General features: G+C 73.1%; 18 protein-coding genes and 1 pseudogene. 7 read left to right on the forward strand and 12 right to left on the reverse strand.

Translation table 11 applies throughout. The features are described 5' to 3' along the window. Positions 1-24: 24 nt before the first annotated feature. The 5 genes from sucD to ACIRO3_RS03965 all read right to left on the reverse strand — a co-directional run bounded on the left by sucD (position 25) and on the right by ACIRO3_RS03965 (position 7,441). Complete coding sequence (sucD, locus tag ACIRO3_RS03945) at positions 25-915, reverse strand: succinate--CoA ligase subunit alpha (RefSeq protein ID WP_053682551.1); 891 nt, start codon at positions 913-915, stop codon at positions 25-27. A 21-nt stretch (positions 916-936) separates the two neighbouring features. Beyond that, a complete protein-coding gene (gene sucC / locus ACIRO3_RS03950; protein ID WP_404132059.1) occupies positions 937-2,130 on the reverse strand; it encodes an ADP-forming succinate--CoA ligase subunit beta in 1,194 nt (397 codons plus the stop codon). 365 nt (positions 2,131-2,495) lie between these two features. Beyond that, the gene (locus ACIRO3_RS03955; protein ID WP_404132367.1) at positions 2,496-3,608 is read right to left on the reverse strand and encodes a VWA domain-containing protein; all 1,113 of its coding nucleotides are present in this window, start codon (positions 3,606-3,608) and stop codon (positions 2,496-2,498) included. 468 nt (positions 3,609-4,076) lie between these two features. Then, positions 4,077-6,338, reverse strand: coding sequence for a DUF5682 family protein (locus ACIRO3_RS03960; RefSeq protein ID WP_404132062.1), 2,262 nt, complete (start codon positions 6,336-6,338; stop codon positions 4,077-4,079). Beyond that, positions 6,335-7,441 carry an AAA family ATPase gene (locus ACIRO3_RS03965; protein WP_365998846.1) on the reverse strand — a complete coding sequence of 369 codons (1,107 nt, stop codon included), beginning with the start codon at positions 7,439-7,441 and terminating at the stop codon, positions 6,335-6,337. Before ACIRO3_RS03965 ends, ACIRO3_RS03960 begins: the two co-directional genes overlap by 4 nt. Positions 7,442-7,575: 134 nt before the next feature. On the opposite strand from ACIRO3_RS03965, the gene ACIRO3_RS03970 reads away from it, so the two are divergent. Then, positions 7,576-8,919, forward strand: a complete 1,344-nt coding sequence (locus tag ACIRO3_RS03970; protein ID WP_404132066.1) for an SWIM zinc finger family protein — start codon at positions 7,576-7,578, stop codon at positions 8,917-8,919. 262 nt (positions 8,920-9,181) lie between these two features. Further along, positions 9,182-10,738, forward strand: coding sequence for a DUF5691 domain-containing protein (locus ACIRO3_RS03975; protein ID WP_404132069.1), 1,557 nt, complete (start codon positions 9,182-9,184; stop codon positions 10,736-10,738). 810 nt (positions 10,739-11,548) lie between these two features. Here the strand turns inward: ACIRO3_RS03975 and ACIRO3_RS03980 are convergent. Next, complete coding sequence (locus ACIRO3_RS03980) at positions 11,549-11,953, reverse strand: cobalamin B12-binding domain-containing protein (RefSeq protein WP_404132072.1); 405 nt, start codon at positions 11,951-11,953, stop codon at positions 11,549-11,551. A gap of 484 nt (positions 11,954-12,437) precedes the next feature. Here ACIRO3_RS03980 and ACIRO3_RS03985 point away from each other — a divergent pair. After that, positions 12,438-13,175: pseudogene (locus ACIRO3_RS03985) on the forward strand (esterase/lipase family protein); the annotation flags it as partial. Positions 13,176-13,781: 606 nt separating this feature from the next. Then, positions 13,782-15,413, forward strand: coding sequence for a peptidoglycan DD-metalloendopeptidase family protein (locus tag ACIRO3_RS03990; protein ID WP_404132075.1), 1,632 nt, complete (start codon positions 13,782-13,784; stop codon positions 15,411-15,413). Between the two features lie 84 nt (positions 15,414-15,497). Here the strand turns inward: ACIRO3_RS03990 and pcrA are convergent, their stop codons facing one another. Together pcrA and ACIRO3_RS04000 are read right to left on the reverse strand one after the other, a co-directional pair. Further along, positions 15,498-18,077 (reverse strand): DNA helicase PcrA, encoded by a 2,580-nt coding sequence (pcrA, locus tag ACIRO3_RS03995; RefSeq protein WP_404132078.1) that lies wholly within the window; start codon positions 18,075-18,077, stop codon positions 15,498-15,500. A 118-nt stretch (positions 18,078-18,195) separates the two neighbouring features. Further along, complete coding sequence (locus ACIRO3_RS04000) at positions 18,196-18,504, reverse strand: helix-turn-helix domain-containing protein (protein ID WP_365998839.1); 309 nt, start codon at positions 18,502-18,504, stop codon at positions 18,196-18,198. A gap of 207 nt (positions 18,505-18,711) precedes the next feature. On the opposite strand from ACIRO3_RS04000, the gene ACIRO3_RS04005 reads away from it, so the two are divergent. Continuing rightward, positions 18,712-19,785, forward strand: a complete 1,074-nt coding sequence (locus tag ACIRO3_RS04005) for an NlpC/P60 family protein (protein ID WP_404132081.1) — start codon at positions 18,712-18,714, stop codon at positions 19,783-19,785. 18 nt (positions 19,786-19,803) lie between these two features. Here the strand turns inward: ACIRO3_RS04005 and ACIRO3_RS04010 are convergent, their stop codons facing one another. The 3 genes from ACIRO3_RS04010 to ACIRO3_RS04020 all read right to left on the reverse strand — a co-directional run bounded on the left by ACIRO3_RS04010 (position 19,804) and on the right by ACIRO3_RS04020 (position 23,029). After that, positions 19,804-20,919, reverse strand: coding sequence for an alpha/beta hydrolase (locus ACIRO3_RS04010; RefSeq protein ID WP_404132084.1), 1,116 nt, complete (start codon positions 20,917-20,919; stop codon positions 19,804-19,806). An 89-nt stretch (positions 20,920-21,008) separates the two neighbouring features. Next, positions 21,009-21,728 carry a response regulator transcription factor gene (locus ACIRO3_RS04015; RefSeq protein WP_361778169.1) on the reverse strand — a complete coding sequence of 240 codons (720 nt, stop codon included), beginning with the start codon at positions 21,726-21,728 and terminating at the stop codon, positions 21,009-21,011. Beyond that, a complete protein-coding gene (locus tag ACIRO3_RS04020) occupies positions 21,725-23,029 on the reverse strand; it encodes a PspC domain-containing protein (RefSeq protein ID WP_404132087.1) in 1,305 nt (434 codons plus the stop codon). The genes ACIRO3_RS04015 and ACIRO3_RS04020 overlap by 4 nt, the downstream gene beginning before the upstream one ends. Positions 23,030-23,160: 131 nt before the next feature. Between ACIRO3_RS04020 and ACIRO3_RS04025 the strand changes: the two genes are divergently transcribed. Together ACIRO3_RS04025 and ACIRO3_RS04030 are read left to right on the forward strand one after the other, a co-directional pair. After that, positions 23,161-24,447: a PspC domain-containing protein gene (locus ACIRO3_RS04025; protein ID WP_404132090.1), complete on the forward strand. Its 1,287-nt coding sequence runs from the start codon at positions 23,161-23,163 to the stop codon at positions 24,445-24,447. Next, positions 24,434-24,658: a hypothetical protein gene (locus ACIRO3_RS04030; protein WP_361778160.1), complete on the forward strand. Its 225-nt coding sequence runs from the start codon at positions 24,434-24,436 to the stop codon at positions 24,656-24,658. Before ACIRO3_RS04025 ends, ACIRO3_RS04030 begins: the two co-directional genes overlap by 14 nt. Here ACIRO3_RS04030 and ACIRO3_RS04035 read toward each other — a convergent pair. Further along, a complete protein-coding gene (locus tag ACIRO3_RS04035; protein ID WP_404132094.1) occupies positions 24,604-25,107 on the reverse strand; it encodes a DoxX family membrane protein in 504 nt (167 codons plus the stop codon). The two genes, ACIRO3_RS04030 and ACIRO3_RS04035, sit on opposite strands and share 55 nt — an antisense overlap. Positions 25,108-25,109 lie beyond the last annotated feature (2 nt).

Below are 25,109 nucleotides of genomic sequence, written 5' to 3' on the forward strand. Positions count from 1 at the left end.
CCCGTACACGCGTACAGCGACTGCCTACTGAGCGGCGTTCAGGATCTCGCGCGCCAGCTTGGCGGTCTCGGTCGGCGTCTTGCCGACCTTCACGCCCGCGGCCTCCAGGGCTTCCTTCTTGGCCTGTGCGGTGCCGGAAGAACCGGAGACGATGGCGCCGGCGTGGCCCATGGTCTTGCCCTCGGGGGCGGTGAAGCCCGCGACGTAACCGACGACCGGCTTGGTGACGTTCTTCGCGATGAAGTCCGCCGCACGCTCCTCGGCGTCGCCGCCGATCTCGCCGATCATGACGATCAGGTCGGTGTCGGGGTCCGCCTCGAACGCCGCGAGGGCGTCGATGTGCGTGGTGCCGATGACCGGGTCGCCACCGATGCCGACGGCGGAGGAGAAGCCGAGGTCACGGAGTTCGTACATCATCTGGTAGGTCAGCGTGCCGGACTTGGACACGAGACCGATGCGACCGGGCTTGGTGATGTCGCCCGGGATGATGCCGGCGTTGGACTGGCCGGGGGTGATCAGACCCGGGCAGTTCGGGCCGATGATCCGCGTGGTGTTGCCCTTGGCGGTCGCGTACGCCCAGAAGGCGGCGGAGTCGTGCACCGCGATGCCCTCGGTGATGACGACGGCCAGCGGGATCTCGGCGTCGATGGCCTCGACGACGGCGGCCTTGGCGAAGGCCGGCGGGACGAAGAGGACGGAGACGTTGGCGCCCGTCTTCTCCATCGCCTCGGCGACGGAACCGAAGACCGGTACCTCGGTGCCGTCGAAGTCGACGGTCGTGCCGGCCTTGCGCGGGTTCACGCCGCCGACGATGTTGGTGCCGTCAGCCAGCATCAACTTGGTGTGCTTCATGCCCGTGGCACCGGTCATGCCCTGGACGATGACCTTGCTGTCCTTGTTGAGGAAGATAGCCATGTGAGTCTGTGACCTCTGCCCTTACTTCGCAGCCGCGAGCTCGGCGGCCTTGTCGGCCGCGCCGTCCATGGTGTCCACGCGCTGCACCAGCGGGTGGTTGGCGTCCGACAGGATCTTGCGACCCAGCTCGGCGTTGTTGCCGTCGAGGCGGACGACGAGCGGCTTGGTGACCGCCTCGCCCTTGTCCGCCAGCAGCTGGAGTGCCTGGACGATGCCGTTGGCGACCTCGTCACACGCGGTGATGCCACCGAAGACGTTGACGAACACGGACTTGACGTCCGGGTCGCCGAGGATGATCTCCAGGCCGTTGGCCATGACGGCGGCGGAGGCGCCACCGCCGATGTCCAGGAAGTTGGCGGGCTTGACGCCGCCGCCATTCGCCGAGGTGTACGCCTCACCGGCGTACGCGACGACGTCGAGGGTGCTCATGACGAGACCCGCGCCGTTGCCGATGATGCCGACCTCGCCGTCGAGCTTCACGTAGTTGAGGTTCTTCGCCTTGGCGGCGGCCTCGAGCGGGTTCGCGGCCGCGTGGTCCACGAACTCCTCGTGGCCCGGCTGGCGGAACTCGGCGTTCTCGTCGAGCGAGACCTTGCCGTCGAGCGCGATGACGTCGCCGTTGGCGACCTTCGCGAGCGGGTTGACCTCGACGAGGAGCGCGTCCTCGGCGATGAAGGTGGCCCACAGGGTCACGAGGACCTCGGCGACCTTCTCCGCGACCTCGGCCGGGAACTTCGCCTGGGCGACGATCTCGCGGGCCTTCTCGATGGTCACGCCCTCGTTGGCGTTGACCGGGACCTTCGCGAGGGCCTCGGGGGTCTTCTCCGCGACCTCCTCGATGTCCATGCCGCCCTGCACCGAGGCCATGGCCAGGAAGGTGCGGTTGGTGCGGTCGAGGAGGTACGAGACGTAGTACTCCTCCAGGATCTCGGGAGCGGTCTCGGCGATCATCACCTTGTGGACCGTGTGGCCCTTGATGTCCAACCCGAGAATGTCCGTCGCCCGGGCCACGGCCTCGTCCGGGGTCGCCGCCAGCTTCACGCCGCCGGCCTTGCCTCGGCCACCGACCTTCACCTGCGCCTTGACGACCGACTTGCCGCCCAGCCGCTCGGTGGCCTCGCGCGCCGCCTCAGGCGTGTCGATCACTTCACCGGCCAGCACCGGTACACCGTGCTTGGCGAAGAGGTCCCTCGCCTGGTACTCGAACAGGTCCACGCGCGTCCGTCCCTTGTCTTCAAAGATTCGCAGTGATTCGCGGTTGTCTGCTATCTGCGTGGGCGTGCCGCGGAGGGCAACGTGACGGCGCTGTCACAAGGAAGGCGCACACGGTGACCGTGGACGCGGCATGTCCGTCCCGCAGGTTATCCCCGTGGGCCGTGGGTCCCTAAATCGCAGATCACACCTGAGCGGTGATACCTGTCACAGATCGCCTGACGGTTGAACTGCGCGTTCGTGTGATCTGCCGATGTGCGGACGCGATGGGCCGGGGATGAGCGGGTGGTGTCCGCCGGGGTGGACGGCGGGTGGGGCGGACGGTGGACCACCGGTGTGCCGCCTGAGGCCACCGGTGGCCAAGGGGTTCAGGGCAGGGGCAGGGGCCGTTTCTCCAGCGCGGCGGCCATCACGTCCGGGAACAGGTCGGGGGTGCAGGCGAACGCGGGCGCCCCGAGCGCGGCGAGCGCCGCCGCGTGCTCGTGGTCGTAGGCGGGCGCGCCCTCGTCGGACAGCGCGAGCAGGGCCACGAACTCCACTCCGGCCGCCTTCATGGAGGCGACCCGCTTGAGCATCTCGTCGCGGATGCCGCCCTCGTAGAGGTCGCTGATGAGGACGACGACCGTGTCGGCGGGCCGGGTGATCTTGGACTGGCAGTGGGCGAGGGCCCGGTTGATGTCCGTGCCGCCGCCGAGCTGGGTGCCGAAAAGGACGTCCACCGGGTCGCTGAGCCGGTCGGTCAGGTCCACCACGGCGGTGTCGAACACGACGAGGCGGGTGGCGATCGAGCGCATCGAGGCGAGCACCGCGCCGAACACGGAGGCGTGGACGACGGAGGCGGCCATCGAGCCGGACTGGTCGATGCAGAGGATCACCTCCTTCTTCACGGACCGGGCGGCCCGGCCGTATCCGACCAGCCGCTCGGGAACGACCGTGCGGTGCTCGGGAAGGTAGTTCTTGAGGTTGGCGCGGATCGTCCGGTCCCAGTCGATGTCGTGGTGGCGCGGGCGGCCGATCCGCGCCGAACGGTCCAGGGCGCCCGTGAGCGTGGCCCGCGTGCGGGCCGCCAGCCGCTTCTCCAGTTGCTCGACCACCTTGCGGACCACGGCCCGCGCGGTCTCCCGGGTCGTCTCCGGCATCGCCTTGTTCAGCGAGAGCAGGGTGCCGACCAGATGGACGTCCGGCTCGACGGCCTCCAGCATCTCCGGCTCCAGCAACAGGGTGGACAGGCCGAGCCGCTCGATGGCGTCGCGCTGCATCACCTGGACCACGGAGGTCGGGAAGTACGTACGGATGTCCCCGAGCCAGCGGGCCACCCGGGGCGCCGACCCGCCCAGACCGGCGGACCGCTCGCCCCGCGGCCTGCCGCTGCCGGCTGCGCCGGGGCCGCCGTACAGGGCGCCGAGGGCGGCGTCCATCGCCGCGTCCCGCCCGGTGAGGGCCCGACCGGTCCCGTCGCCCTCGCCCCCACCGAGCACCATCCGCCAGCGACGCAGCCGCTCCCCGTCCGCCGCGCCGCCCCCGTCCGCGCGGCTCCCCACCGCGCCGGCCCCCGTCGGGCCGGGTCCCGCCGGACCGGTCCCCGTCGTGGGCGTCTCCGCCGGACCGGCCCCCGTCGCGGCTGTCCCTGCCGGGCCGGTCCCCGTCGTGGGCGTCTCCGCCGGACCGGTCCCCGTCGAGGCTGTCCCTGCCGGGCCGGTCCCCGTCGTGGGCGTCTCCGCCGGACCGGTCCCCGTCGAGGCTGTCCCTGCCGGGCCGGTCCCCGTCGTCGTCATGTTGCCCGTCCTCCCCATCGACCCGTCCCCCATTGCCCGCCCCCCATAGGCCCGTCCCCCATAGGCCCGTCCCCGATCACTCCGTCCCCCTTCGTCGCGCCCGCCACACCGAACCTGCCCGCCTCACCGGGCCCGCCCGCCCCGCCGGACCCGCCCGTCCCGGCGTCGGCGTCGTCATGCCGCCGGTGCCGCGAGGATGAGCCGTGCCAGGTCCGCCCCCGCTTCTGCCCGTGCCGGGTCCAGGTCGGCGGCGAAGCCCTCGGGGCCCGCACCGGCCCGGTCCCTCCCGGACCGGCCTCCTGGGCCGCGGCGGATCAGCTCGCCCAGAGTCCTCTTCACGCCCGCCTCGTACGCCCCGAACGTCCGGCGCAGCAAGGGCAGGACATCGATGAACGTCCCCTCCGGCACCGACACCAGCCACCCGTCGATCAGGCCCAGCAGTCGGTCGTCGTGGATCAGCAGCGTGCCGCCGCCCGCGCCGCCGCCCGCGAAGCCCTCGATCCAGCCCGCCGCGTCGGCCGGGACGGCCGCCGGGGACAGCGCCAGCCCCATGAGCCGCGCCGTCTCCTCGGCCGGCAACCGCCCGTCGTCGAGCAACAGCCGCGTGGCGCGGCCGCGTATCGTCCCGGGCACGCCGCCCCGCCCGGCCAGGGTCCGCAGCACCGTCGCCCAGCGCTCCGGCAGGCCGTCCACCTCCAGCAGCGCGATCGCACCGTGCACCCCGTCCACGTGCCCGCGCAGTTCGGCCGCGCCCTCGGCGTCCAGGCCCGCCGCGCAGGCGGGCGGCAGCGCCACGCATATCCGGTCGGCGAGGCCGGCCGCGACCGTGCCGAGGGCCGCCGCGTCGGTGCCGCGCACGTCCCCGTACCGCAGCGAACGGGCCAGCGCCGGCAGGGCCTCGGCGAGCCGCGCCACGTCGGTGGCGAGTGCCGCCCGGTCCGCGAGGGCCCGCAGCACGGCGGGCAGCGCCTCGGACAGCCCGGCCGCCAGGCACCGCTCGGCCAGGGCCGTGACCTCGCCCAACTCCGTTGCCGCGACCGCGTCGGCCTCGACCTTGGCCGTGGCGGCGCCGACGACGGTGGTGCCCCAGATGCCGGCCTCCGCGACCCGCACCGACAGTTCCGGTTCCCAGCGGAGCCGCCAGGTCTCGCGGAAGGTCCCGGTGCTGCCGCGGGAGGCGGTGGGCGTCCCCCAGTCGATCCCGAGCAGCCGCAGCCGGTGCAGCAGGAGGGACTTGGCCGCGTCGGTGTCCTTGCGCAGGTCCAGTTCCAGGTCCCGTTCCTGCGCCTCGACCTTGAGCCGCAGACTGCGCTGCGCTCTGGTCAGGTCCCGTTGGAGCGGTACGACGGGCGCCGAGTCGGGGACCTCGCCGAGGACGTCGCCGACGACGAGGCGGTCCTCGATCAGCGCGAGCGGGACGTCGGAGCCGTCGCACATCACCGCCCGTATCGCCTCGAGGGTCTCGGTGAGTCCCGGCACGGGGCGCCCGCGCACGACGGCCAGGGTCTCGGCGAGCCGGACCGCCTCGATGACGTGGGCCGGGCCGACCTGCCGGTCCTCGGCCCGCAGCAGCCCGGCGGCCCGGGTCAGCCAGCGTTCGAGGGGCCGGTTCGGGGACTCGAAGAGATGGGCGTACCAGCCGGGCGAGGTGACGCCGGCCCCGTACCCGTCCGCCCGGGCGAGCCGGCGGTGGGTCCAGGGCACCCAGGTGGTCTCCACCTTGACCCGGGGCAGCCCGGTGAGCAAGGCCTTGTCGGCTGCGGCGGTGGTCCTCGCGCGCAGGGCGGGGACGTGCCAGGCCCCGCAGACCACGGCGTAGGCGTCGCCGAACTCCTTGCGGGCGGCGCGCATCCGCTGCCGCATGTGTGCCTCGCGCACGCGGTCGCTCGGGTGCCCGCCGTCCCCGTACGCCTCGCGCAGGGCCCCCATGGCCTCGCCGAGGGCCTCGAAGGTCGCCCGGGGGTCCCGGACGGCTCCGCTGCCCCGGTGCTCGACCACGTCCTCCCACCAGCGCTCGGGGTCGTCGTAGCCGGCGGTCTCGGCGAGGACCGCGAGGGGGTCGATCCGTACGGCGTCGGGGTCGGGTGCCTGCGGATCCCGGGCGGCGGCGAGCGTGTGCGCGGCGGGCAGGTCGATGAACCGGACGGGAACGTCTCGTTCCTGCGCCCAGCGCAGGGCGGCCCACTCCGGGGAGAACCCGGCGAGCGGCCAGAACGCGGCCCTGCCGGGGTCGTCCGCGGCGTGCGCGAGGAGCGCGACCGGCGGTCTCATGCCGGGCTCGGCGGCCAGCGGCAGCAGGGCGTCGCCTTCGGGTGGTCCCTCGATGAGCACCGCGCGCGGCGTGGCGGCGTCGAGCGCGGCGCGTACCGCGCGGGCGGAGCCCGGCCCGTGGTGTCGAACGCCCAACAGCAGGGGCCCGGCGGCCGCGGGGCTCATGCCGACACCTCCCGGCAGGCGCGGTAGAAGTCCTTCCAGCCGTCGCGTTCGCGGACGACGGTTTCCAGGTACTCCTGCCAGACGACGCGGTCGGCGGCCGGGTCGCGGACGACGGCGCCGTGGATTCCGGCGGCCACGTCGGAGGAGCGCAGGACGCCGTCGCCGAAGTGGGCGGCGAGTGCCAGGCCGCCGGTGACCACGGAGATGGCCTCGGCGGTGGAGAGGGTGCCGCTGGGCGACTTGACCTTGGTGCGGCCGTCGCCGGTGATTCCGTCGCGCAGCTCGCGGAAGACGGTGACGACGCGGCGGATCTCCTCCAGTCCCTCGGGTACGGCCGGCAGGTCGAGGGCGCGGCCCATCTGGTCGACGCGCCGGGCGACGATGTCGACCTCGGCTTCGGCGGTGGCGGGCAGAGGCAGGACGACGGTGTTGAAGCGGCGGCGGAGCGCGCTGGAGAGCTCGTTGACGCCGCGGTCGCGGTCGTTGGCGGTGGCGATGAGGTTGAAGCCGCCCACGGCCTGCACCTCCTGGCCGAGTTCTGGTATCGGCAGTGTCTTCTCGGAGAGGACGGTGATCAGGGTGTCCTGGACGTCGGCGGGGATGCGGGTGAGTTCCTCGACGCGGGCGGTCATGCCGTCGGCCATGGCGCGCATGACGGGGCTGGGCACGAGGGCCTCCCTGCTGGGGCCGTGTGCCAGGAGGCGGGCGTAGTTCCAGCCGTACCGGATGGCCTCCTCGGGGGTGCCCGCGGTGCCTTGGACGAGGAGGGTGGAGTCCCCGCTGACGGCGGCGGCGAGGTGTTCGGACATCCAGGTCTTGGCGGTGCCGGGGACGCCGAGGAGGAGCAGGGCCCGGTCGGTGGCGAGGGTGGTGACGGCGACCTCGACGATGCGGCGGGGGCCGACGTACTTGGGGGTGATGACCGTGCCGTCGGGCAGTTCCCCGCCGAGGAGGTAGGTCGCGACGGCCCACGGGGAGAGGTTCCAGCGGCTCGGGCGGGGCCGGTCGTCGGCCGCGGCCAAGGCTTTCAGTTCGTGCGCGAAGGCGTCTTCGGCGTGCGGGCGCAGCACTTCGGCAGCGGTGCCGTTCTCGGGCATGCTCATGGTCCCCCTCCAATGCTCGGCAGCCGCCTCGGACTGCTGTGACAACGGTGCACCACGCCACTGACAACGCCCGCCGACGGCACAGTCGTTGCAGGTCAGGGCGATTGTCAGTGGGGGTCTCTACGGTGGAACACATGACTGAGCAGGAGGTCCGCTGGACGGCGGAACAGGTACTGGCTCTGGCTCCTGACGATGCGTCGAGAAAGGCGGGGGGAAGGCTGGGTGAGGCGGGTCCGTGGTCGCAGATCGGAGGTTCCGCTTCCGGTTCTCTGTGGGGGTCGTGCAAGGGCAGTGGCAGTCGGCCGTACCGGACGGTCGTGGATCTGACGGGTCCCGCCTACAAGTGCTCTTGTCCGAGCAGGAAGTTCCCGTGCAAGCACGCGCTGGGGCTGCTGCTGCTGTGGGCGGCGGAAGGGGTGGGCGAGCCGGCGGCGCCGCCGGACTGGGCGCAGGAGTGGCTGACGGGGCGGTCGGAGAAGGCCGCGCGGCCGTCCGCCGGGCCGGCCGGGCCGACGGACGAGGAGGGGGCTCGCCGGCGGGCCGAGCGGCGGGCGGCCCGGGTGGGGGCGGGGGTCGTCGAATTGGAGCGGCGGCTCGGCGATCTGCTGCACGAAGGCCTGGCCGGGCAGGAACGGGCGGGGTACGCGGGCTGGGAGGAGACCGCGGCGCGGATGGTGGACGCCCAGGCCCCCGGACTGGCCGCGCGGGTGCGGGAGTTGGGGACAATACCCGGTTGCGGCCCCGGCTGGCCCGCCCGGATGCTTGAGGAGTTCGCGCTGCTGCACCTGCTGAACAAGGCCTGGTTGGGGGTGTCCGGGCTGCCGGAGCGGTTGGTCGCGACGACGAGGAGCCGGGTGGGATTGCCGGTGTCCGCGGAGAGCGAGGTCGTACGGGATCGCTGGCTCGTGTTGGCGCAGTACGACTCGGTTTCCCCGGACGGGCGGCTGACCACCCGCCGGATCTGGCTGCGGGGGCAGGAGAGCGGCCGTCCGGCGCTGGTGCTGGACTTCGGTCCACCGGGGCGGCCTCCGGGGTTGGCGCTGCCGATCGGACTGGCGTGGGAGGCGCAAGCCCGCTTCCGACCGGGTTCCGCGGGGCTGCGTGTCGACCTCGGGGAGCGTCTGACGGCGCCGATACCGGGCGTCGGGGCGCCGGCCGGGATCGGTACGGGGGCCGCCCTGGAGGCGTACGGGGCCGCCCTGCGGGAGGACCCCTGGCTGGAGTCCTGGCCGGTGGTGCTGGGTCCGGTGGTGCCGATACCGGGCGAGGCGGTCTGGCAACTGGCGGACTGGGAGGGAACGTCCGCCCTGCCGGTGCCCCTGCCCGCCGAGGGCAGCAGGTCCAGAGCGGGCCTGTGGCAGTTGACGGCGCTGTCGGGCGGCGGCCCGGTGACGGTGTTCGGCGAGGTCGGCCATCGCGGGTTCACGCCCCTGACGGCCTGGCAGCCGGGATCGGCCGAGCCGATACCGCTGGTCTGACCGGGCCGGGGGGCCGGGTCGGACCGACGGGAAAGAGCAGGAGGCGATCGACGCGGGGGAGCGTCGGCGCTGGGGAGGGAACGGCGGCGCGGGGGCGCCGTCGTGTGTGAACGAGAAAGCCGGGGGGCTTTGATGGACGACAACCACGCCAGCTGAAGAGTGATTTAACGCGATACATCACCATACTGCTCCGGTCCCGCGGAGGGGGCGGGACCGGAGCACGGGGACATCAGCACGGGGACATCACGAGGGAGGGGGTCGCATGGACACGGGACACGAGGAGTGGGACGCGCTGGTCGGCGCCGCGCTGCTGGGCACGGGGCGGCGGGGCGGCTCACCGGAGGCCCTGCTGGACGCGGCGGCCGTGCAGACCGTACGGCGCCGGGCCGGACTGCGACCGGCCGAGGCGGCCCCGAGGCCGGAGCCGGCGGCGCACGATCCGCGACCGGAGCCGCCGGACGCCGCCAACCGGCGGCTCGCGCGGTTGCTGGCGGGCCGGACCGCCGCGGGCGGGTCCGGCGGGCGGCGGGGGGCCGCCCCGGATCTGACGGAGTTGCTGCCGCAGTGGCTGGCGGCCGCCGGACGCCACGGTTACCGCGCGCCGGCGGCTCTCGTACCGGCGCTGCTGGACGCAGCCCGGGCCCGGACCGATCTGCGGCCGCCGGCCCTCGCCCTCACCGGGGCGCGGGGCCTGTGGCTGGCCCGGCTGAATCCGGACTGGCGGTTCGCGCTGCGCGGCGGGGCGGGAGGCGCCGGGGAGCTGCCCGACCCGGCGGACCGGGCGGGGGTGGAACGCCTCTGGGAAGAGGGCCTGTTCGCCGAGCGGGTGGCCCTGTTGGGCGCCGTACGGGCCCGTGAACCGGCGGCGGCGACCCGGCTGCTGACGACCACCTGGCCCACCGAGCGGGCCGAGGACCGGCTGATGTTCCTCGACTCGTTGCGGGTCGGGTTGTCGCCGGCGGACGAAGCGTTCCTGGAGTCGGCCCTGGGCGATCGGAGCCGCAACGTCCGGGCGACGGCGGCCGAACTGCTGTCCGCGTTGACGGGTTCGGCGCTGGCGGGTCGGATGGCGCGGCGGGCCCTGGCCTGTGTGGGCCCCGAGGGGGTGGAACCACCCGCCGACTGCGACGCGGGCATGCTCCGGGACGGGGTGGTGAGGAGACCGCCGGCCGGACGTGGGGAGCGGGCCTGGTGGCTGGGGCAGCTCGTGGAAGCCGCGCCGCTGTCCTGCTGGCGGGGGCGGTTCGGGGGGCTGACCCCGGCGGAGATCGTGGCATGGCCGGTGGCCGAGGGCTGGGCGGAGGAACTGCACGCGGCCTGGTGCCGGGCGGCGGTGCGCCAGCGTGATCCGGGATGGTCGAAGGCGTTGCTCGGTTCGGCCTCCGCGTCACCCGCGGCGGGACCGGGTACGGCGTCGCTGGCGGAGCGGGCGAAGCTGCTGTCGATCCTGCCCGACGGCGAACGGGCCGAGTGGGTGGCGGAGTTCGTCCGGGCCCACGGCCTGTCGGAGGCGTTCCAGTTGTTGGGGGTCTGCGTGGTGCCGTGGGCGGGGACCCTGGGACGGGCGGTGGTCGACGCGTTGGACACGGCGCGGGAGGCCGGGAGCTACCCGTGGAGTTTCAGCGGGGTGATGGGTCTGGCGGAGCGCTGCCTGGATCCGGCGGAAGCGGGTCGCCTGGAAGCGCTGACGGCGGCCTCGCAAGACCCGCCGGACGCGTCGCCGGGAGCGGCGGCCTACTGGGCGGAGGCCTTTCAGCGACTGGTGGCCACCTTGCGGGTGCGCGCGGCGATGCTCGCGGAACTGACCCCGCCCGACTGACCGCCGTCCGGCCGACCCTCCGTCCGGCCCGCCGCCCGACCTTGCCGTGGGGGCGGCGCGGACCGGCCAGGCGGAGCTCCGTCATGCCGATCGACCGGCCGCCGGATCGACGCGACGCCGGGGCAGATCGAGGCCGGGTAGGACCGACGGACGTTCCGACGGACGGGCAGTGGGACCGACAGACGTCCCGGCCGATGAGCAGTGGGAACGACGGACGTCCCGACCGACGGGCAGTGGCACCGGCGGACGTCCCGGCCGACGGGCAGCGGAACCGACGGACGTCCCGGCCGACGATCGGTGGGAACGACGGACATCCCGGCCCACGGGCAGCGGAACCGACGGACATCCCGGCCGACGATCGGTGGGAACGACGGACATCCCGGCCCACGGGCAGCGGGAACGACGGAGGTCCCGGCCGACGGGCAGTGGCACCAGCGGACGTTCCGGCCGACGGGCAGGCGCGTCGAAAGGCAGTCCGGCCGACGCCGGGTCGGGCCGTACGGGCGGATCCGGCACGGGGTGGAGCGGGGTCGGACGGACCGGCCGCCTCAGGGGGCCCGGCCCGGGCGGGGGCTCATCGCGCTGCCGGCCAGACCGGGCGTGCCGGGCCCTTGGCAACGCGCCCCCAAGAACCCGAACACTCACCGCAGAGCATCGCCGGACACGCCGGGCCCCGGGCAACGCGCCCCCAAGAACCCCAGCACGCACCGCAGGGCATCGCCGGACATACCGGACCCGGCAACGCCCCACCAACGCGCCCATGACGCGCCGCGGGTTACCGCCGGCCCCGCACGGGCCGAGAGGAACGGCTCAGGCCTGGCGCACGTTGCCGTTGACCCAGTCCACGATCGCCGTCGTCGTGGCGCCCGGGGTGAAGATCTCGGCCACGCCCTTGGCCTTGAGGGGGGCGATGTCGTCCTCCGGAATGATCCCGCCGCCGAAGACCTTGATGTCCTCCGCGTCGCGCTCCCTGAGGAGCTCAAGCACGCGCGCGAACAGCGTGTTGTGCGCGCCCGAGAGGATCGACAGGCCGATCGCGTCGGCGTCCTCCTGGATCGCGGTGTCGACGATCTGCTCGGGGGTCTGGTGGAGGCCCGTGTAGATGACCTCCATGCCCGCGTCCCGCAGCGCACGCGCGATCACCTTGGCGCCGCGGTCGTGGCCGTCGAGACCCGGCTTGGCCACCACCACACGGATCGGACCGGTCACACCCATCGCACTGCCTCCCGAGTGAACGAACGTTAAGTACAGCATCGCGCACGCCGCCGTTTCGCGGTCAACCAGGAGGGGGAAATCACACGTGGGACGCCATTGATTCACCGCACCGAGGCGCCCCACCACCGCGCCGACAGCCGCCCGGCACGGCGGTGGGGCCATATCGGCAGTACGGCCGCGTACCCAGCCACGTACCCAAGAGGCCCAGGGGAGGCCGTTCATGGGGCTGTCGAGCACGCCGCCGTCCCTCCCGCATCCCGTCCCACATCCCGTCCCGTATCCCGTCCCGAGGTCCGCGCCGAGGTCCGTGTCGAGGTCCGTGCCGACGGTCGTACCGGGGCCCGCGCCGACGTCGGCCTCCGTTTCGGGATCGGTGCCGGGCGCGGTCGCGGTGTCCGCCGCCCCGAACCGCCCGTCCCCACCCCCACGGCCGTCCCCGTCGCCGTCCTCACCGCCGCCCCCACCCCGGCCCTTCCCGCTCTCGCTGCCCCTCCCCCTGTCCTTGGTCGCCTCCGGGGCCGCCCTGCGCGCCGTCGCACTGGAGGCCGTGGTGCTCACGGGGCACCTGCTGCTGTATCCCACCGGGTTACGGGAGGAGCGGCCGGCCGCCGGGCCGGCCGCCGGGGCCTGCGGGCAGCGCCCGCCCGTCCTGCTGCTGCACGGCTTCAACGACAACCGCTCGATCTTCGTCCTGCTGCGGCGCGCGCTCGGGGCGGACGGACTGCGGCGCGTGGAGACGTACAACTACTCGCCCTTCACCCGGGATCTGCGCGCCACCGCCCGCCATCTCGCCCGTCGCGTCGAGGACCTGTGCGAGCGCAGCGGGCAGGAGCGCGTGGACCTCGTGGGGCACAGCCTCGGCGGACTGGTCGCGCGGTACTACGTCCAGCGGCTCGGCGGTGACGTCCGCGTGCGGACGCTCGTCACGCTGGGCACCCCGCACGCCGGCACGCGTGTGGCCCCCTTCATGAACGCGCATCCACTGGTGCGCCAGATGCGACCCGGCTCCGCGGTGATGGCCGAACTGGCCGCGCCTTCTCCCGGCTGCCGGACCCGGTGCGTGGCGTTCTGGAGCGAGTTCGACGCGATCATGGCGCCGACCGGGACCGCCCGCATCGAACATCCGGACCTGGACGCGGAGAACGTGCTGGTCACCGGTATCGGGCACCTGGCCCTCGCGGTCCACCCCACCGTGATCGCCGCGGTGCGTCGAGCGCTCGACGACCTGACGGCCCAGTCCCACACAGGCGACCAAGCCGCCGACCGGACCGCAAGCCGCGCCACCGACCACACCCCAAGCCGCACCGCCGACCGGACCGCAAGCCGCGCCACCGACCACACCCCAAGCCACACCACCGACCGGGCCGCCAACCAGACCCCTCACCAGACCCCCGACAACGCCCCCGATCCGGGAGCCGAGGGCAGCGTGGCCATCTGAGCCCCCGACGAACAGTGCCACGACACACCGGGATCCGGGACGAAACCGGCGAACCGGCGCCACCCGCACCGGAACCGGTGGCTCCGCTCTGACACACGGTGACGACGGGCCACTCGATCCTCGTCGCACCCTCCCCACCGGGCGCTTTCGCGGAGGGGGACCTCTCACACATTCCGCCCTTGGAGTCGAACACATTTCGAACTCAAGGCCAAGGCTGCGTCTTTGTGCGACCGAAAGGCGGCCGAATGCCCGGTTCCCGCGATACCGACCTCCGCCGAAGATTGTCGTTGCCTGTGACCGACGGGTACAGTCGCGCCACTGCTCTCCTCCGGTGAACCTTGAGTTCACCGGCCACCCAGGCCCCCCACCGCCGAGGCGAAAGAGAAGTTGGTGAACGACCGCCCCCCGTCGGGCCAGTACCCCGAAACCGGGTACGACGGCCTTTCCACCACCGCTTTCGCTGGTGACCAGCCCTATGTTTCCTACGAAACGCAGGGCCAGGGCTACAACTACGGTGTATCCGGCACCTACGACGCCTATGGCTCGTACGAGTCCACCGGTACGTACGACGCCACCGCCTGGGCCTCGCAGGAGAGTTACCTGTCGACCGTCCCCACCCAGGGCGTCCCCGAGGACACCACCGGGCAGTGGGACGCGAGCGCCTGGAACTCCGCCGGCCCCGACTACCAACCGACGTCCGTCGGTTACGAGTCCGGCGGCGCGGAGCAGACCGGCCAGTGGTCCACGTTCACCGGTTACGGCCAGGACACCGGCGCCTACGACGCCACCGCGTGGAACGGCGGGGCCGTCACGAACGACCTCACCGGCGCCACGACGGTCAACGCGGGTGTCCAGGAGTACCCGCCCCAGCCCGACGGCGGATACGCGTACACCTACGGCTACGACACCACGCCGGCCGCCCCGGCGGACTCCCCCGCGTACGAGGCCGGCTACGAGCCCGCGTACGAGGCCACGACCGTCGTCCCGATCACGGTCGCCGATCCGTACCCGAGCGGCGACCCGTACCCGGGCGGCGATCCGTACGCGGGCGCCGATCCCTACGCGACCGACGATCTGCACGCCGCCGACACCGCCGTCTTCGAGGCCGTCCCCGACGCGCTCCCGGACGACGAGTCACAACCGCGGGGCGCCGTGCACGACATGCCCACCCAGGCCATGCCCGTGACCCCCCGCGCGGAGAACGAGCCGCGGGGCACGCGCCGCGCCGCCGCTCCCGCCAAGGGCGCCGTCAAGAACTCCGCGAGGGCGGGCGGCAACAGCCGGCGCCGCACTCCGGCGAAGCGTTCCGCCTTGTTGACGGTGGCCGTTCCCTCCGCCTGCGTGATGGGGGTCGCCGGGGTCGCCGCCGCGTCCGTCGGTGGGCTCACCGGTGGCGCGGAGAAGCCCGCCGAGGAACCCGTCACGATGGCGGCGCCGGACCCGGCCTCGGTGAAGCCGGTCGCCGCGAACAACAAGCTCGACACGCAGTTGGCCGCGCTCAGCGCCGACGCCGGCGACTTCGCCGACCGGGCGAGCCGCACCCAGGAGCGCATCGACCTCCGCGAACGCCAGCTGGAAGAGAAGAAGAAGCGCGCCGAGGAGGCAGCGGCCAAGGAGGCCGCCCGCCCCAAGTTCGCCGTCCCGGTCGCCCAGCACGGGTTGAGCGCGGGCTTCGGCCAGGCCGGCGGCATGTGGATGTCGGTGCACACCGGCATCGACTTCCCGGTCTCGTACGGCACTCCGGTCATGGCCGCCACCGACGGCACCGTGCGCACCCAGTTCAACAGCGCCTACGGGAACATGGCCATATTGACCTCGCCCGACGGAACCGAGACCTGGTACTGCCACCTCAGCAGCACCAAGATCCGGTCCGGCAAGGTCAAGGCCGGTGACGTGATCGCGTACTCCGGGAACTCCGGCAACTCCACCGGCCCGCACCTGCACTTCGAGGTCAGGCCCGGCGGCGGCTCCCCGATCGATCCCCAGGCGTGGCTGCGCAGCCACGGCCTGGACCCGAGCTGAGCCCGGCCCTTCCCACCGGCGCCCGCGGGTGGACCCGGCCCGGCCGGTCGCCCGCGGTCCGCGCCCGCCGCCCGCCGCCCGCCGCTAGAGCTTCTGTACCGGCGCGTACCGCAGCAGCAGCCGCTTCGGCTTGTCGTCCCCGAAGTCGATGGTGGCCTGGGCGTCCGCGCCGGCGCCCTTGACCTCCATGACCGTGCCCAGCCCGAACTGGTCGTGCGTGACCCGGTCCCCGACCACCAGCGTGATGACGGGCTTGTCGGCGGCGCGCCGCGTGGCGAACCCCGAGGGGCCCGACTTGGTACGCGACGAGGACAGGAACGACTCGGGCGAGGTCCCGAACGAGCTCCTGGAACCGGAGCCGCCCGAGGAGCCCGATCCGTAGCCCGAACTCCGCATCGGTCCGGCCGGCTTCTGGGTCGCGCCCGTGCGCTTCCACGTGAGGTACTCGGTCGGGATCTCCTCCAGGAAGCGTGACGGCGGGTTGTACGAGGGCGTGCCCCAGGCGCTGCGCATCGAGGAGCGCGTCAGGTAGAGCCGCTCGCGCGCCCGCGTGATGCCGACGTACGCGAGGCGTCGCTCCTCCTCCAGTTCCTTGGTCTGCCCCAGCGCGCGCATGTGCGGGAAGACCCCGTCCTCCATGCCGGTCAGGAAGACCACCGGGAACTCCAGGCCCTTGGCGGTGTGCAGGGTCATCAGCGTGATGACGCCGCTGCCGTCGGTGTCCTCGTCGGGGATCTGGTCGGAGTCCGCGACGAGCGCGACCTGTTCCAGGAACTCCGCGAGCGTGCCCGGTCCGGGACCGGCCGCGGCAGCGGCGGCGTCCACGTCCGCGTCGGCGTCCACATCCACACCGGCATCGGCATCGGCCACCGGGGTCTGCGTGTCGGCCGCGCGGGCCTGCTCGAACTCCAGCGCCACGGCGGCGAGTTCCTGGAGGTTCTCGATCCGCGTCTCGTCCTGCGGGTCGGTCGACGCCTGGAGCTCGGCGAGGTAGCCCGTCCGCTCCAGCACCGCTTCCAGCACCACCGCCGGGCCCGCGCCCGACTCCACGATGGTCCGCAGTTCCTCCATCAGCACGTTGAACCGCTTCACGGCGTTGGTCGAGCGCGCGGCCATGCCGAACGCCTCGTCCACGCGCCGCAGCGCCTGCGGGAAGGTGATCTTCTCGCGCATCGCGAGGGCGTCGATCATCGCCTCGGCGCGCTCGCCGATGCCGCGCTTGGGTACGTTCAGGATGCGGCGCAGGGGGACGTTGTCCTCCGGGTTCGCCAGGACGCGCAGGTACGCGAGGACGTCGCGGACCTCCTTGCGCTCGTAGAAGCGGACGCCGCCGACGACCTTGTAGGGCAGGCCGACGCGGATGAAGATCTCCTCGAAGACGCGGGACTGCGCGTTCGTGCGGTAGAAGATCGCGACGTCGCCCGCCTTGGCGTCCCCGGCGTCGGTCAGTCGGTCGATCTCGTCGGCGACGAACTGCGCCTCGTCGTGCTCGGTGTCCGAGACGTAGCCGGTGATGACCGCGCCGGTGCCGGCCTCGGTCCACAGGTTCTTCGCGCGGCGGTTCTCGTTGCGCTCGATGACGGCGTTGGCGGCGGACAGGATGGTCTGCGTGGAGCGGTAGTTCTGCTCCAGCAGGATCGTCGTCGCGTCCGCGTAGTCCTCCTCGAACTGGAGGATGTTGCGGATGGTCGCGCCGCGGAAGGCGTAGATCGACTGGTCGGCGTCGCCCACCACGCACAGCTCGGCGGGCGGCAGGTCCGGGTAGCCGGTGCCGACCAGCTCGCGCACCAGGGTGTACTGGGCGTGGTTGGTGTCCTGGTACTCGTCGACGAGGACGTGTCGGAAGCGGCGCCGGTAGTGCTCGGCGACCTCCGGGAACGCCTGGAGCAGGTGCACCGTCGTCATGATGATGTCGTCGAAGTCGAGGGCGTTGGCCTCGCGCAGCCGTCCCTGGTACATCGCGTACGCCTGGGCCAGCGTCTTCTCGAACCCGTCCGCCGCCTGGCCCGCGAACGCGTCCTCGTCGATGAGCTCGTTCTTGAGGTTCGAGATCTTGGCGTTGAAGGCCTTCGGCGGGAACTTCTTCGGGTCCAGGTCCAGGTCGCGGCAGACGAGCGCCATCAGGCGCTTCGAGTCGGCCGCGTCGTAGATCGAGAACGACGAGGTGAAGCCGAGGCGCTTCGACTCGCGGCGCAGGATGCGCACGCACGCGCTGTGGAACGTCGAGACCCACATGGCGTTCGCGCGCGGGCCCACCAGGCCCTCGACGCGTTCCTTCATCTCGCCGGCGGCCTTGTTGGTGAAGGTGATCGCCAGGATCTGTCCCGGGTGGACCCCGCGCGCGGCCAGCAGGTGTCCGATGCGGTGGGTCAGGACCCGGGTCTTGCCGGAGCCGGCTCCGGCCACGATGAGCAGCGGGGAGCCCGCGTGGACCACGGCGGCGCGCTGCTCGGTGTTGAGCCCGTCCAGGAGCGCCACCGGGTCGATGACGGGTCTGGGCGCCCCGTCGCGGTAGTAGGCGTCCCCGCTCACGGGTACGTCGAACCGGCCGCCGAAGAGGTCGTCCGCGCCCGTTTCCGGGGCGGCGTGATCCTCGGGCGGCGGCGGGACCTCGTCGGAGGGGGAGAGGTCCGCCAGGAAACTGTCGTCAAAGAGGCTGCTCATCGCCTTCCGAGTTTAGGGGGCCGGACCGACAGCCGGTCCCGGCCCCGAAAAATCGGCGGCATATGCCCGTATCCGGCCTGTCCGGACCCGTCCGGAGGCGGGCCCCTGCGGAAGCGGGTCAGCCGAGCACGAGCGCCAGCAGGCCCGGGAAGCGCAGCTCCAGGTCCTCCCGCCGCAGGGCCAGGTAGAGCCGGCGTCCGGCGGGGCGGCGGGCGATCACGCCGCTCTCGTACAGCGTCCTGAGGTGGTGCGTGACGCTCGACCGGGGCAGGTCGGGCACCACCTCGCCGCAGGACGCCTCCGCTCCGGAGGCGAGTTTGCGCACGATCTCCAGCCGGACGGGGTGCCCGAGCGCCGCGAGGACCTCGACGAGTTCCAGCCGGTCGACGTCGGGGTGGGGTGGTTCAGCGGCGGGAGTGGCGGCCATGCGCCCACTCTACGCAGGCCCGGACGGCCTTCCCGGGGCTGCGGGCCCCGCCGGCGCGGGCGGCGGACTGACCATCGCCCCTCTCTTTATCGCCCTTCTCTGGCACCGACCGGTCAACTGCGGTCGGTTCGAGTCATCTCGTCATCGGGCCGTTACCTCCAGGTTTACCGTCCTCCCCCAAGACCAACGGAAGGACGTGACGCCCCCGTGGCAAGTCATCGAAAGCCCAGGCAGCGCCCGCTCTCCGGCCCCGCCGTACGGACAGCGGCCACCACCCTCGCCCTCGCGGGCGCTGCCACCGCCACCGCCTTCGAAGGCGTCTCCCAGGCCGAGCCCCGTCAGACTCCCGCGCAGGTCGCGGCGGATGTGGACCGGCTCTACGAGGAGGCCGAGGCGGCGACCGAGCGGTACAACGGGGCGAAGGAGAAGGCCGACGAGGCCGAACGGGCGCTGACGGGCCTGCGCGACGAGGCCGCCCGCAGGACGGACCGGCTCAACACCGCGCGCGGCGCGCTGGGCGCGCTCGCCGCCGGCCAGTACCGCAGCGGGAGCCTGGGGCCCGCGGTCCAGCTGGCGATGGCCGAGGACCCGCAGGAGTACCTGGAGCGGGCCGCGTTCCTGAGCCGGACCGGCGACCGCACCGCGGCCGAGGTGGCCTCCGTACGGGCGCAGTTGGAGCAGGTCGCGAAGGTGCGCGAGAAGGCCTCGGGGCGGCTGGCGGACCTGCGCGGGCGGCGGGACGAACTCGCCGAGACCAAGGCGCTCGTCGAGGGCAGACTGGCCGGCGCCAAGCGGCTGCTGGCCAAGCTCACCGCGCAGGAGCGGGCGGCGTACGAGGCCCGCTCGGCGCCGACGACCGCCACCGCGGCCGCGCCGGCCGGAGCGGTGTCACCGGTCGCCGCGCGGAGCGCCGCGCCGGCGCCCGCCGACGGTTCGCGGGCCGCGCGGGCCATCGCCTTCGCGCACGGGGCGATCGGCAAGCCCTACGTCTGGGGCGCCACCGGGCCTGGTTCGTTCGACTGCTCAGGGCTGACCCAGGCCGCGTGGCGCTCCGCCGGGGTCGCGCTGCCCCGCACCACCTACACCCAGATCAACGCCGGGCGCCGCGTCTCCCGCGACCAGTTGGCCCCGGGTGACCTGGTCTTCTTCTACGCCGGGGTGACCCACGTCGGCCTGTACATCGGGAACGGTCAGATGATCCACGCCCCGCGACCCGGCTCGACGGTCCGGGTGGCCCCGGTGGACTCGATGCCCTGGGCGGGCGCCTCTCGGCCCGCGTAGACGCGGGCCCACGGGCTCCTACGGCGCCTTGACCTGCCGGCTGAGCCAGCCGAAGGTCTGCGGCAGTTGCCTGGACCAGGCTTCCAGGTTGTGGCCGCCGGTGATCCTCTCCGCGTGCACCGTCGTCGGGTTCCGCGCGAGGGCCTTGAGGTCCGTCCCGGACAGGTAGCCGTCGTGCTCGGCGCCCGACATCCACAGCGCGACCGCCGGCGGCGCGGGCCGGGCCTTGAGCAACTCCTTCAGGTTGTGGGCGCGGCGCAGCTCGGGGTCCTTGGCCACCAGCGAGCTGGGCTCCTGGCCGGGGTCGTTGTAGCCGGACAGGGAGACGGCCGCGCTGTAGCGGTCGGGGTGCAGGATCGCCAGCTTGGCGGCGCAGTACGCGCCCGCCGAGTAGCCGGCGACGCCCCAGGTCCGGGCCTCGTCCGAGGCCCGGAAGTTGTCGACGACCATCTTGCGGACATCGACGCTGAACCAGCTGTCGGCGTTGACCTTGCCGGGGATGTTGGCGCAGCCGGTGTCGCCGTTGCCGAGCAGCATGGCGCGGGGCGAGACCAGGATGAACGGCTGCACCGTGCCGTTCCTCATCAGCGGCTCCAGCACCTCGTGCGCCTTGAGCCCCTGGAACCAGGACTTGCCCGTGCCCGGGATGCCGGGGATCAGTTCGACGACGGGGAACGTGCGGTCCTTGTGGGCGGGGTCGTCGTACTGCGGCGGCAGCCACACCATGACGTCGCCCTTGACCCCGGAGATCTTTCCGTCGAGCTCGGTCGTGCGGACGCGGCCGCCGAGGCCGTCGACGGGCCGGAACTCCTGACGGACCTTGGGCTCCCGGGCCACCTCGGCCGGCTTCGCGCCGCCGAGCCCGTCCGGGCCGAGGTCGGGGGCGGCGGTGACGTACTTCCCGGTGCCGAGCAGATCGCCCCAGGAGGCGTAGAAGTGCTCCTCGCGGTTGATCGCGACGAACACCAGCGCGATCGCGGTGACCTGCGCGAAGACCACCATCAGGCCGCGGGTGGCGACGCGTACGACGGCGGGCCCGCGGGCTTTGCCCCACAGCAGCAGCGGCAGGAGCACGGCGATCACCACGAGGGCGATCGCCGTCACGAAGAGGGGGGTCCCGGTCAGGCTCGTCACGCCGGCGAAGAGGCCTGCGGCGCCCGCCCCGGTTCCCCCCGGCCGGTGCGTCGTGGATCACAGGGCCGGGGCCCCGGGATCCCCTCGCGTCACACCAGGCGGCGGGCGGTGGCCCAGCGGGTCAGCTCGTGCCGGTTGGAGAGCTGGAGCTTGCGCAGCACGGCCGAGACGTGGGATTCCACGGTCTTGACCGAGATGAAGAGCTGCTTGGCGATCTCCTTGTAGGCGTACCCGCGCGCGATCAGCCGCAGCACCTCGCGCTCGCGCTGGGTGAGCCGGTCGAGGTCCTCGTCGACGGGCGGCGCGTCCGTGGAGGCGAAGGCGTCGAGCACGAAGCCGGCGAGTCGGGGGGAGAACACCGCGTCCCCTTCCTGCACCCGGAAGACGGAGTTCACCAGGTCGGCGCCGGTGATGGTCTTGGTGACGTAGCCGCGCGCGCCGCCTCGGATGACCCCGATGACGTCCTCGGCGGCGTCCGACACCGACAGCGCCAGGAAGCGCACCGGGTTCTCGGCGGCCGACATCAGGGGGGCGCAGCGCCGCAGCACCTCGACCCCGCCGCCGCCGGGCAGGTGCACGTCGAGCAGCACCACCTCGGGGCGGGTGGCGGTGATGACGGTGACGGCCTGGTCCACGTCCGCGGCCTCGCCGACGACCTCGACTCCGGTCCGCGCGGTCTCGCCGATCTCGGCCTGTACGCCGGTGCGGAACATCCGGTGGTCGTCGACGAGCACGACCCGGACCCTCCCCGGGCCGGCGTCGGGGGCGCCCCCGGTCGGCGCGCCGGTGTTCGCGTTGTCCTCGGTCATGCTGCGTTCGCCGCCCTCTCCATCTCCAGCTCGACTTCCGTGCCGCCGTCGGGCGCTGACCGCAGTCGCGCGGTCCCGCCGTTGCGCTGCATCCGGCCGATGATCGATTCTCGTACGCCCATGCGGTCGTCCGGTACCGCGTCGATGTCGAATCCGGGTCCGCGGTCCCGTACGGACACGAACACGGTGCGGCCCTCGACCTCCGCGTACACCTGTACCGGTCCGCCCTCGCCACCGTACTTGGCGGCGTTGACCATCGCCTCGCGTGCGGCCTGGATCTGGGCGGCCAGCTTCTCGTCGAGCGGGCAGTCGCCGACGACGACGACCTCGATGGGGACGCCGTGGTGGTCCTCGACCTCGGCGGCGGTGCGCTTCACGGCGTCGGCGAGGGTGGTGGGTTCCTCGGCCTCGTCCTTGCCGGTGCCCTCGGGCTTGTACAGCCAGTTCCGCAGTTCGCGTTCCTGGGCGCGGGCGAGGCGGCGGACCTCGCCGACGTCCTCGGCGTTGCGTTGGATCAGGGTGAGGGTGTGCAGCACCGAGTCGTGGACGTGGGCGGCGACCTCGGCGCGTTCCTGGGCGCGGATGCGCATCAGGCGTTCCTCGGAGAGGTCCTGGGTCATCCGGATCAGCCAGGGGCCGGCGAGCAGGGCGACGCCGACGAGGACGGCGAGGGTGGCGGTGAGGACGTTGCCCAGTTGGGCGGCGGAGCCCCGGACGACGATGAACACGGTCAGGCCCACGCAGACCAGCACGACGCCGGCGAGCGCCCGGCCGGCCTGGAGCAGCCGGCCGTGCCGTCCGGCGGCGGCGCTCCAGTGGGCGCGGCGGGCGTTGTCGGCCTGCCGCCAGACCAGCACCACGCCGGCGCCGACGAGCAACGTCGGCCAGATGTAGCGGCCGTTGGCGCCGCCGACCCGCAGCTGGGAGAAGAAGATGCCCGCGCCCACGCACAGCGCGATCAGCGCGGTGATCTGCCCCTTGTCGGGTTTGCGCAGGCGCCGGCTGCCGTCGGCGAGGGTCTCGAAGTAGGAGCGGTGTCCGGTGCGCCCGCCGATGCCGAGGGGTACGAAGACCCAGAACGCGGCGTACAGCAGGATGCCGAGGCCGTCCCCCCACATGAACAGGCCGAGGAACGCGAGGCGGACCCAGACGACGGGCAGCCCGAGGTGTCCGGCGAGCCCGCGCGCGACTCCGCCGAGCATCCGCCCGTCGGCGCTCCGGTAGAGCTTGCGGGGCGGTGCCTCGGAGCCCGGTGGGGGCTCCTGTACGTGCGGGATGCGGGGGGCGGCTGCGGCGGGCATGTCACCGATGGTCACACGGTCGGCGGGCGCGGGGCATCAGGGCGGCCCCCCACTTCGATCGGGGGGATATCAGGGTTGTCCCAGGGTCGGGCCGGATGCCCCGGGGGCGGACGGCCCGTCACCATGGACGCATGACCGAAGTACACGAGGCCCCGCCGGCGGATTCCGGGGCTCCCGCCCCTCCCGAACACCCTCCCCTGCGGCGCGGCAGGCGCGACAAGGTGCTCGCCGGCGTGTGCGCGGGCCTCGGCCGGTACTTCGACCTGGACCCGGTGGTGTTCCGGATCGTGCTGGCCGTCCTCGCCGTGACCGGTGGCGTCGGCCTGATCTTCTACGGGTTCGCCTGGCTGCTGCTCCCCCAGGACGGCGACGAGGAGTCCGAGGCGAAGAAGCTGCTGACGGGCCGGGTGGAGGGGGCGACGCTGGCGGCGTTGTTCACGGCGCTGGTGGGCTGCGCGCTGTTCCTGTCGATGGCGGACAACGGCGGGCTCGGGGTGTTCTCGATCCTGGTGATCCTGGCGCTCGGCGGGGCCTCGTACTGGTCCCGGCGGCGGCCGACCACGGCGCCCGAAGCGGAGGTTCCGCCCGCGCACCGGCCGGTGCCGCCGCCCGAGACACAGGCGCCGCCCTCGCCCGGCAGCCCGTCCTGGTGGCGGGACCCGCTGGTCAAGGACGGTACGACGGGTCCCGTGGGGGCCACCGGGTACCTGTGGGGTCCGGCGGACGTGGACGCCCCCGCGGACCGGGCGCCGACGCCCGCCGCAAAGGTTTCCCGGACGGTCGGGCGGGGCGGCATCGGCGGGCGGGTCTTCGTGCTGGCTCTGTTCGGCGGGGCCGTCGCCACCGCGTCGGTGTGGGAGGGCAGCACGCTCTCGCACGCGCTCACGGTGGGGCTGGCCGGCGCGCTGGTCGTCTTCGGGCTGGGGCTGGCCGTCAGCTCGGTCAAGGGCCGCACCGGCTTCGGCACCGTGCTGCTGTCCCTGATCACCGCCGGGTTGTTGGCGGTGGCGGGCGCCCTGCCGAAGGAGATCGGCACCGACTGGCGGGACGTCTCGTGGCGGCCCGCCGCGGTGGCCGACGTGCGGCCCTCGTACGCGGCGGGCACGGGGCTCGCGACCTTGGACCTGAGCCGGCTGGACGTGCCGAAGGGCACCACGCTGGCCGTCCGGGCCTCCATCGACGCGGGCCGGCTGAAGGTGCTGGTGCCCCGTGAGGTCACCGCGCGGTCGGACCTGACGATCCGGCTGGGCGACCTGCGGCTGCCCGGCGAGACCGGCGGGAACGTACGCGTCAAGACCGGTGGCGAGCACCGGCTGGAGACGTTGCTCCCCGCCGCCGGCACCGAGGCCGGCGGAACGATCGAGTTGCACCTCGAAGCGGGTGTGGGACAGGTGGAGGTGGCCCGTGCGGCGTCATGAGTTCCAGCCGGGACGGCTGATCGCGGGGCTGGTCCTGCTCACCGCGGGCACGCTCTGCCTGCTGGACGCGGCCGGCGAGGTGGACCTGCCCTGGTTCGCCGTGGTCCCGATGGCCGTGGGCGGCCTCGCCCTCGCGGCCGTCGTCGGGGTGGTGACCTACGCGGTGCGCCGGGACCGGCGCGAGCGGATCACGGAGTCCAGCGACAGGTAGGGCGCCCCCGCGAGGATCAGCGGGGTCCAGGCCATCAGGTAGATCAGGTCGTTGCCGTAGTAGTACGGGGTGACCGCCCAGGAGACCGTGAGCCACAGGCTGAGCGCGATCAACGCCCCGCCCAGGGCGGCGATCCGGGTCAGCAGTCCGGCCAGGACCCCGAGGCCCACCAGGATCTCGCCGATGGCCAGGGTGACGGCGAAGCCGACGGGCGCCTTGAGCGCCAGGTCCACCAGGGCGGGGATCGCGGAGGTGTCGCGGACGCCGCGCATCAGTCCGCCGATGGAGCCGTCACCGCCGGCGGAGAGGAACGCGGGGTCGGTCAGCTTGTCCAGGCCCGCGTAGACGAAGGTCACGCCGAGGAAGATCCGCAGGGGGAGGAGGGCGTGCCGGGCGGCGAGTTCCCGCAGTCCGGGGGCGGCACCGGAAGGGACGTCAGTTCGGGTCACGC

Origin of the sequence: Streptomyces sp. NPDC102278, assembly GCF_044766345.1 — a bacterium.
GTDB lineage: Bacteria > Actinomycetota > Actinomycetes > Streptomycetales > Streptomycetaceae > Streptomyces.

What these genes read in the sequence shown, in the direction of transcription:
- ACIRO3_RS04000 (WP_365998839.1), bottom strand. Translation starts at nt 18,504, where the DNA reads ATGGCCGCCACTCCCGCCGCTGAACCACCCCACCCCGACGTCGACCGG.
- ACIRO3_RS03975 (WP_404132069.1), top strand. Translation starts at nt 9,182, where the DNA reads ATGGACACGGGACACGAGGAGTGGGACGCGCTGGTCGGCGCCGCGCTG.
- sucD (WP_053682551.1), bottom strand. Translation starts at nt 915, where the DNA reads ATGGCTATCTTCCTCAACAAGGACAGCAAGGTCATCGTCCAGGGCATG.
- ACIRO3_RS03980 (WP_404132072.1), bottom strand. Translation starts at nt 11,953, where the DNA reads ATGGGTGTGACCGGTCCGATCCGTGTGGTGGTGGCCAAGCCGGGTCTC.
- ACIRO3_RS04020 (WP_404132087.1), bottom strand. Translation starts at nt 23,029, where the DNA reads ATGCCCGCCGCAGCCGCCCCCCGCATCCCGCACGTACAGGAGCCCCCA.
- ACIRO3_RS03960 (WP_404132062.1), bottom strand. Translation starts at nt 6,338, where the DNA reads ATGAGCCCCGCGGCCGCCGGGCCCCTGCTGTTGGGCGTTCGACACCAC.
- ACIRO3_RS04025 (WP_404132090.1), top strand. Translation starts at nt 23,161, where the DNA reads ATGACCGAAGTACACGAGGCCCCGCCGGCGGATTCCGGGGCTCCCGCC.
- ACIRO3_RS03970 (WP_404132066.1), top strand. Translation starts at nt 7,576, where the DNA reads ATGACTGAGCAGGAGGTCCGCTGGACGGCGGAACAGGTACTGGCTCTG.
- ACIRO3_RS03965 (WP_365998846.1), bottom strand. Translation starts at nt 7,441, where the DNA reads ATGAGCATGCCCGAGAACGGCACCGCTGCCGAAGTGCTGCGCCCGCAC.
- pcrA (WP_404132078.1), bottom strand. Translation starts at nt 18,077, where the DNA reads ATGAGCAGCCTCTTTGACGACAGTTTCCTGGCGGACCTCTCCCCCTCC.
- ACIRO3_RS04015 (WP_361778169.1), bottom strand. Translation starts at nt 21,728, where the DNA reads ATGACCGAGGACAACGCGAACACCGGCGCGCCGACCGGGGGCGCCCCC.
- ACIRO3_RS03955 (WP_404132367.1), bottom strand. Translation starts at nt 3,608, where the DNA reads ATGGTGCTCGGTGGGGGCGAGGGCGACGGGACCGGTCGGGCCCTCACC.